Raw genomic sequence first — 4,921 nt, 5'->3', positions numbered from 1 at the left:
GGATTCGGGGCGGCGGGGGCCATCGCGTCAGTCCCGTTCCCGGTCCAGGATCACCAGCAGGTACCCGGTGGTCGAGGAGTTGTAGATGATCGGGCGGATGTCGCGGTAGCGCCAGCCCTGCTCGGCCGCCTCGTTCATGACCCGCTCCAGGTCGGCGCCCACGGTCTCGGGGGTGCGGCCGGTCGCCCGGACGTCGACCACCTTGTAGGCCGGGGCCGCCGCGGCGGGGGTCCGCCCGGCGCTCTCGTCGGTGTGGTCCTGCTCCATGTCCCTGTCCTCGTCCCTGTCCTCGTCCTCGTCCTCGCGCGCCGCCGTGGTGGGTGACCGGCCCTAGAAACGGGCCTCGCGCACGTCCTTGGACGTCTCCCGCCAGTCGCTCCCGGCGCTCATCAGCAGGTCACCGCCCCTGATCGCGCGGTGGGTGGCGGGGGCGGCGCCCCGGGGCGCGCCGCCCCGTTCCACCTCGTCGGTCGCCTCCAGCAGCAGGCGGCGCGCGGTGGAGATCGCCAGGTCGGTGCTGCCCAGCGCCTCCTGGCTGCGGTCGACGATGCGGCCCATGCCGGTCTGGAGCGCGTAGTCCTGGGTGTTGACCCCGGCGATGCCGGTGAACGTCCGGGTGCGCTGGACGTGCCGGTCGATGAGGAAGTCGTTGTCCGGGTTGCGGATCAGCCAGTGCGTGCCCGGCTCGTAGTCCTCGGGCGCGCGGCCCATCTCCCGTTCGTGGTCCGCCCACCACTCCCCCGCCATCGGCTGCGCGGGGTCGGCGGAGTAGGCGAAGTTGTAGACGGCCGTGTTCTCGTCGTCCATCGGGACCCAGATGTGGCCGTGGATGACCGGGTAGGCGGCCGGCTCGCCCTGCCAGGTGATCAGGCCGCCCCTGATCTGCATGAACGGCATCACGAACTGGTAGGTCCGCAGGTAGACCCGGCCCTGCCCGACCTGGCGGAGGCTGCCGTAGGTGAAGCCGTGGGCGGCGGTGTCGACTTCGAGCCGGGGGTGGGTGTCGAGCGCGCGCAGGTGGCCGGTGTTGCCCAGGTCGTTGTTGTGCGCGAACGAGGAGTGCGCGGTGTCGATGCCGCCCTCGATGGCCTGGAGGTAGTTGCACGGCTCGTTGGAGCGGGAGACGCCCAGGTGGCCGGCCGGTACCCGGACCAGCTCGTGGTCCGGCGGCTGCGGCATCCGGTCGATCGGGCCCAGATAGGCCCAGACGAGACCGCCGGCCTCGTGCGTCGGGTAGGACAACGCGCCCACCCGGAAGCGGAACTGGGAGCCGGGCGGCTCCGAGGGGGCGTCCAGGCAGTTGCCGTGCACGTCGAACTTCCACCCGTGGTAGACGCAGCGCAGCCCGCACTCCTCGTTCCGCCCGAAGAACAGCGGGGCGCGCCGGTGCGGGCAGTGCGCCCCGAGCAGCCCGACGTCCCCGGCGGAGTCCCGGAACGCGACCAGGTCCTCGCCCAGCAGCCGCACCCGCGCCGGGGGGCCGTCGGGCTCGGCGATCTCGCTGGAGAGCAGGGCCGGTATCCAGTAGCGGCGGAACACCTCGCCCATGGGCGTGCCCTCGCCGACGCGCGTCAGGCGCTCGTTCATTTCCCTGGTGATGCGCATCCTGCTCCTCCTCGGCTCTCCTGCGGGGACGGCGGGGACGGCGGCCCCGGCGCCGGGGCGGCGGGGCCGTCCCGCCACGGCAGCACCACGGCGTGGACGACCGGCTCGGGGAGCTCGCCCGCGGTGCCGAGGATGGCCTCGTGCACCCCGTCGAGCCCCACGGCCAGCGAGGACATCTCCGCGATGGCGCCCGGGTCACCGGCCATGAGCGCCAGCGCGCTCTCGACCGCCTGGTAGCTGTGTCCGCGAACGCCGCGGACCGTCAGGTACTTGCGGGAGATCTGGCCGAACTCCACGCCGTCCAGCGGCTTTTCCGAGCGGGCGGCGAAGACGACCGTGCCGCGCTTGCGGGTCAGCGCGACGGCCTGGTTGACCGTGGCGGACGAGCCCGCGGCGGTGTCGATCACCAGGTCGGCCATCTCGCCGCCGGTGATCCGCGCGACCTCGCCGACCACGTCCGCCGCGGTGGCGTCCAGGGCGTGGGTGGCCCCGAGCCGCCGGGCCACCGCGAGCCGGTGGCCGTCCCTGGCCAGGCCGACCACCACGACCGGCGAGGCCCCGGCGGCCCGCGCGGCCAGCGCGCAGGCGATCCCCTGCTGCCCCGGGCCGAGCACCACGACGGCCCGGCCCGGCCCGGCGCCGCCCTCCCGGTAGGCCCACTCGTGACCGTTGGCCAGGGGCAGCGCCATGGCGGCCAGTTCGCTCGGCACCCCGTCCGGGACGGCGTGCAGAACGGAGTCGGGATGCAGCCTGAGGTACTGGCTGAAGCCGCCCCACAGCCCGGGGGCCCGGGCCAGCGGGGTCGTGCCGTACCGCAGCGCCCGGCCGCCCCCGGACGGGTCGGAGGCCAGGCACAGGCGGAACTCCGAGGTGCGGCAGAACCGGCAGTGCCCGCAGGGGAGATACTCCTCCACGGCGACCCGATCCCCCTCCGCCACGCCCCAGCGGCGCGCGGCCGACCGCCCGACGGCGACGATCCGCCCGACGTTCTCGTGGCCCATCACGCGCTCAGGCAGCCCGGCCGTGTCGTAGGCCGAGACGTCCGAGCCGCAGACCCCGGCGGCCTCCACGCGCAGCAGGGCGTCCTCGTCACCGACCGGTGGCACCGGCAGGGTGCGCAACTCCGTGCTGCGGCGGCCCGTGGTCACCGCGGCGACCGTCGTGGCGGGAAAGCTCATCGACGCTGACTCCTCACCCGAGCACGGCAGTGGTGCTCGTCACTCGCCGGGTCACCGTAATCGTCAACAATTTTGTCGTCAAGATGTCCGACCATGCCGAATCCCGGGACCACAAGTGGCCTTCCAGAGGGGCAAGATGAGAACATCACCGCAGCTCAGAGGCGTTGCACAAGGGCGGGAACGCGGCGGGCCCGGCTCCGCCCTGGTTGTCAACAATATTGTTGTGTACGCTGCTCACCGGTCGTCGCCCCAGTGGCGGCGGCCGAGTCCGGAAGGTCAACACGGAGGACCGCGACGTGATTTTCGTGCTCGTATCCGGCGCCTGGCACGGCGGCTGGTGCTGGAGCCGGGTGGCGCCGCTGCTGCGCGCGGCCGGCCACGAGGTGCACACCCCGACCCTGACGGGCGTCAGCGACCGGGCCCATCTGCTGGGACCCCACGTCGGCCTGGACACCCATGTCGAGGACGTCGTCCGGCTGCTGGACGCCTACGACCTGACGGGGGTGCGGCTGGTCGGGCACAGCTACGGCGCCCAGGTCGTCTCCGGCGTCGCGGAGCGGCGGCCCGAGCGGCTGGCGCTCCGCGTCCACCTCGACGGCTTCCTGCCCGACGACGGCGACGCGGCCATCGACCTGCTGCCGCCCGAAATCGCCGGGCACTACCGGGAGTCGGTCACCACGGCGGGCTTCGGCTGGCTGATCCCGCCGCGCTCGCTGACGACCCTGGGCGTCACGGACGAGGCGGACGTCGCCTGGCTGACCCCGCGCCTCACCCCCCACCCCTGGGCGGCCTACCTGGACCCGGTCACGGCCGGGGCCAAGGCCGCCTCGGTCCCCGGCCGCTACCTCAACTGCACCGACTGGCTCGCCGTGTTCGCGCCCTATGCCGAGAAGGCGCGCGCGCTCGGCTGGGACGTGCGGGACATCGCGACCGGGCACGAGGCCATGGTCACCGCCCCCGGCACGCTCGCGGAGCTCCTGATGGACGACCCGGCACCCGCCCGCTGAGACACGCACCCCCACCCACGGACCGGCTCGACGCAAGGACTTCGCCATGGAATGGCTCGTGCGCACGGAAAACCTGCTCCCGGCGGACACCGCCCCCGCTGAACGCGAACGGCTGCGCGCCGCCGAACGCGCCCGCGCGATGGAGCTGCGCGCCGCGGGCGTGCTGACGAAGCTCTGGCGCACGCCGGGCCGGCGGGGCACGGTGGGCGTCTACGAGTGCCGCGACGCGACCCATCTCCATGACACGCTGGCGTCGTTGCCGATGTTCCCCTGGATGGAGGTGACGGTCGAACCGCTCGCGGTGCACCCCCAGGACCTCGGGGCCGGTGACCGCGAGGTGACCGAGAGTGTGGACAATACACCCGTCCACCGCAACGGCCACGCCACCGATCCCGTCGGCCCGGCCGCCCGCAGCGCGACCACGAAAGGCCCCGATGAGCAGCCCGTCTGAACGTCCCCAGGTGTCCCCGGTCGATCTCGTCGACCGCATCCGGCTGGCCATCGCCCATGGCGAACTCCTGCCGGGGCAGCACCTGGTGGAGACCGAACTGGCCGCCTCCTTCCAGGCGTCGCGCGGCGCGGTGCGCTCGGCGCTCACCGCGCTGGACGCGGACGGCCTGGTCACCCGCACGCCCAACCGGGGCGCCCATGTGCGGCCGATCTCCATCTCCGAGGCGGTGGAGATCACCGAACTGCGCGCGGTCATCGAGGGGTTGTGCGCCGCCAAGGCCGCCCAGCGCGCGACCGCGAGCGAACGGGCCGAGCTGCGCGGGCTGGACGTGCGGATGAAGGAGGCGGCGGACGCCGGGGACACCACGGCCTACAGCAACCTGAGCCAGGCCGTGCACCTGGCGATCCGCGAACTGGCCGCGCAGACCACGGCCCTGGACGTCCTGGACCGGCTGCGCTACCGCAGCGTGCGGTACCAGTTCAGCGTGGCACTCCTCCCCGGCCGCCCGCACCAGGGCGCCGAGGAGCACTCGGCCATCGTCCGCGCGGTGGTCGCGGGCAAGCCGGAGGAGGCGGAGCGCCAGATGCGTTCCCACCTGGAGAGCGTCATCGACGCCCTCTACGACCTCCAGGCCAGAGGCGGCCTCTACAGCGTCCCCACCACGGGCCTCACCCCCCGCC

The 4,921-nt window shown here is 73.5% G+C and carries 6 protein-coding genes; 3 read left to right on the top strand and 3 right to left on the bottom strand.

All coding sequences use genetic code 11. The features are described from left to right. Positions 1-27: 27 nt before the first annotated feature. From ADY01_RS32715 to ADY01_RS32705, 3 genes are all read right to left on the bottom strand, one after another. On the bottom strand, positions 28-267 hold the full coding sequence (locus ADY01_RS32715; RefSeq protein ID WP_049580372.1) for a DUF4177 domain-containing protein: 240 nt from the start codon (positions 265-267) through the stop codon (positions 28-30). 63 nt (positions 268-330) lie between these two features. After that, complete coding sequence (locus tag ADY01_RS32710; RefSeq protein WP_063784450.1) at positions 331-1,605, bottom strand: Rieske 2Fe-2S domain-containing protein; 1,275 nt, start codon at positions 1,603-1,605, stop codon at positions 331-333. Next, positions 1,584-2,783 (bottom strand): zinc-dependent alcohol dehydrogenase, encoded by a 1,200-nt coding sequence (locus tag ADY01_RS32705; RefSeq protein WP_053171466.1) that lies wholly within the window; start codon positions 2,781-2,783, stop codon positions 1,584-1,586. Before ADY01_RS32705 ends, ADY01_RS32710 begins: the two co-directional genes overlap by 22 nt. A 296-nt stretch (positions 2,784-3,079) precedes the next feature. Between ADY01_RS32705 and ADY01_RS32700 the strand changes: the two genes are divergently transcribed. The 3 genes from ADY01_RS32700 to ADY01_RS32690 all read left to right on the top strand — a co-directional run. Further along, positions 3,080-3,790 (top strand): alpha/beta hydrolase, encoded by a 711-nt coding sequence (locus ADY01_RS32700; RefSeq protein ID WP_049580370.1) that lies wholly within the window; start codon positions 3,080-3,082, stop codon positions 3,788-3,790. Positions 3,791-3,836: 46 nt separating this feature from the next. Next, entirely contained in the window at positions 3,837-4,241 is a 405-nt protein-coding gene (locus tag ADY01_RS32695; protein WP_063784449.1) for a muconolactone Delta-isomerase, read from the top strand. A 10-nt stretch (positions 4,242-4,251) separates the two neighbouring features. Further along, positions 4,252-4,921 (top strand): GntR family transcriptional regulator (locus ADY01_RS32690; protein WP_063784448.1); only part of this gene is annotated, 670 nt, incomplete at its 3' end.

The organism is Streptomyces sp. SBT349, assembly GCF_001083795.1.
Lineage (GTDB): Bacteria > Actinomycetota > Actinomycetes > Streptomycetales > Streptomycetaceae > Streptomyces.
Note: the sequence above shows the minus strand (reverse complement) of the source record. Positions and strands in the feature narration are given on the sequence as shown.